Genomic DNA, 2,607 nt, shown 5'->3' with positions numbered 1-2,607 from the left:
CAATTAGGAAACAAAGCCGAGGAAAGGGCATAAAAAACGAGTCCGCTCACTTGAGATAGAACATAATTTAAGTTTGACCAACCTATTTATTCTTCCTGAATCCGTTTTTCTTTCGCATTCAAATATTCAGCATGAAATCATCGAAGTAGTTAAAGAAATCAATAAATCTCAACCAAAAGTTAAACTGATTATAATTGACACGTTAGCCCGTTGCTTTATTGGAGATGAAAATAGTTCAACTGATATGAACAGTTTTATTAAAGGCTGCGATAAAATAAAACAAGAAGCTCTTACATCAATAATTTGTGTTCATCATGTTGGTAAAGATGCAAATAAAGGTATGAGAGGAAGTAGTTCACTGTTAGGAACTTTAGATTTCAGCTATTCGATTTCCCGTACTCCAAGCGAAAACTCTTGTTTACTAAAGACTTGAAAAATAAAGGATGATGAAGAGTACCCTGATACAACGATAAAGTTAAAACCTCTTAATATCGGTGTATCAAGTTCTGGTGAAAGCATTTCATCTCTAGTTGTTGATTCATTTTCCTATCCGAAGAATAAGATACCTACCAACCCACTCAATTCATTCAATTCATTCAATTCATTCAATTCATTCAATTCATTCAATTCACTCAATTCACTACTCAAAGATATGTCAATTGGCTCGATAACCCGGTCAGAGTTAAGAGCCAAGTATCAAGAACGTCTATCGACACCTCCAAATGATGCCACTCGTCAAACGTTCATTAGACCAATTAGTAAAAAAGTTTCTTTTTTTGAGGGGAACCTGATGTCGGAATTGCCAGATACCGGATTTTTGACGTGTGAGGTAGCGCATTTTAGTACCAATGTTAGTACCAAAGCCAGCTCAATCTAGTATGGATAGTCTACTAACTGATTGATTTACTATAGTTTAGATAGCAAAAAGCCGCTCATAAAGAGCGGCTTTTTTAAGGGTCTGGATCAAACAAACACATGTCCAACAGCCCATAAATAAATCAATAACTTATTGTGTAAGAAAACCATATGATGTCAAATACTAGCACCAAAAGGTGTCACATTTGGGTGAAAGGCAATATTGATCTCTTCAGCATGTAAGAAAGTTACACTACATTCTCGTATTGTTAAAAGGCTAACGACAGAATCGCTTAGTGATCACATAGAGTTTGATCGATCTCTAGCAAGCTTTTGGACAAAAACGTTTAGGTGTACTGCTCTAAACCGCTTCGTTCAGATTAGAAAAAGTACCTTGAAACCTTAAACGCTTGTTAAAAGTAATTTTCCCTATTCTTTGCGGGTACTTACATGGATAATAATTTGGACAAGTTCGAACAAGTGCTTTTAAATGCTCCATTGACTTAATAAAGGGGTCTTTGGTTTTACTTTGCAACTCCGTTAGGCTATCGCTACCTGCGTTACTGTTTGAGAGCTTAGGGTACCCTGCTGAACCAAATTTATTATCTATAAAATGGTCTAGTTTATTCAATGCTTCTTGAAGCTTTTCTATTGAATCGTCAACAATACTAATTGTCTCTTCTGTAAGGTGATATAAATTACAAACCTTATTCAACCCATATAGATCAACTACATTTTCCAAAGTTGTTACTGAAAAAATCTCATATCCCTTTGACTCGATAACCTCAATGTACTCAGCATGTGTGGAATTTCTTCTCTGGATTACTTTTTTAGTATTTAGATATGACTTCTCAGCGAGCATAGATGATTGAGATATTGGGAAGTCTTGATATTTAACAGCAACACCAACTATACCGTTGCTTACTCTATCGACGACTGGCTCAGCATCAAGTGTTCTTGGTATAGCGATTGCCCGAATTGGCTTGTCACAAAAAGGAAGAATTACATCTCGTTTATAAACAAGCAGATCATTTAATTGAAATATTAATGCATTGTAGGATTGAACAATATGGGTATAGTCTGAATCCATTTTATCTCGTGAGCTTTGCTTTTGAGAGAGCTTATACGCGACCATTACGCCTGAGAGAGCACCACCAAAAGCAGTAAAAATTGGAGTTAAAACATCCTTAACAAGCGATATCGATGAACTATCCACTGATGCACCAAATAGTGCAGCTAAATCTGCCTGTATAGCTAAAACGGTCACAATGAATATCAAGGTTACAAAAATTGATACGAGAACATTTAACACAAAACTTCCCCATTACTTTTAACGCTTATTAGACTACAAATTGTCGTCTTTCATCTCTCCATTGTGCGTTTTTTTTCATATTAGCTCAATGAGTGATCAATAAGTTAAGTCTCATGATTGAAAGATAAGTTGCAAGATGTCGCCTAAGAGCGGGGATGCTAATTTATCAAGTCGTTCGGATAAGTATGATTAGGGTTAACTAAGATTAACAAGATATGAATGAGTAAAAGATCTAACCAATAATGGGGCACTTTCGAGTTAGAAAGTGCCACGGGTAAAAATTCAATCCGAGAAGCTTTTGGACAGAAATCATTTAGACTATTTACTTAAATCGGGAGTCACCGGATTAGTTCAGGTATCTAAAACTCCAAGGTCTCACCATCAGCAGGAATAAGGACTTTATCTGACAAACCGTTTTTATCAATTGCTTCTTTAAGAAT

General features: G+C 35.7%; 1 protein-coding gene and 1 pseudogene. One reads left to right on the top strand and one right to left on the bottom strand.

The window, feature by feature from the left end; translation table 11 throughout:
• Positions 1–43: 43 nt before the first annotated feature.
• Positions 44–433 (top strand): annotated as a pseudogene (locus AB4133_RS21905) (AAA family ATPase); the annotation flags it as partial.
• 783 nt (positions 434–1,216) lie between these two features.
• On the opposite strand, the gene AB4133_RS21900 reads toward AB4133_RS21905, so the two are convergent.
• Complete coding sequence (locus AB4133_RS21900; protein ID WP_372225744.1) at positions 1,217–2,167, bottom strand: hypothetical protein; 951 nt, start codon at positions 2,165–2,167, stop codon at positions 1,217–1,219.
• Positions 2,168–2,607 lie beyond the last annotated feature (440 nt).

This window comes from Vibrio sp. 10N.286.52.F8 (genome assembly GCF_041468745.1).
In the GTDB taxonomy this organism is placed as follows: Bacteria; Pseudomonadota; Gammaproteobacteria; order Enterobacterales; family Vibrionaceae; genus Vibrio; species Vibrio crassostreae_C.
Note: the sequence above shows the minus strand (reverse complement) of the source record. Positions and strands in the feature narration are given on the sequence as shown.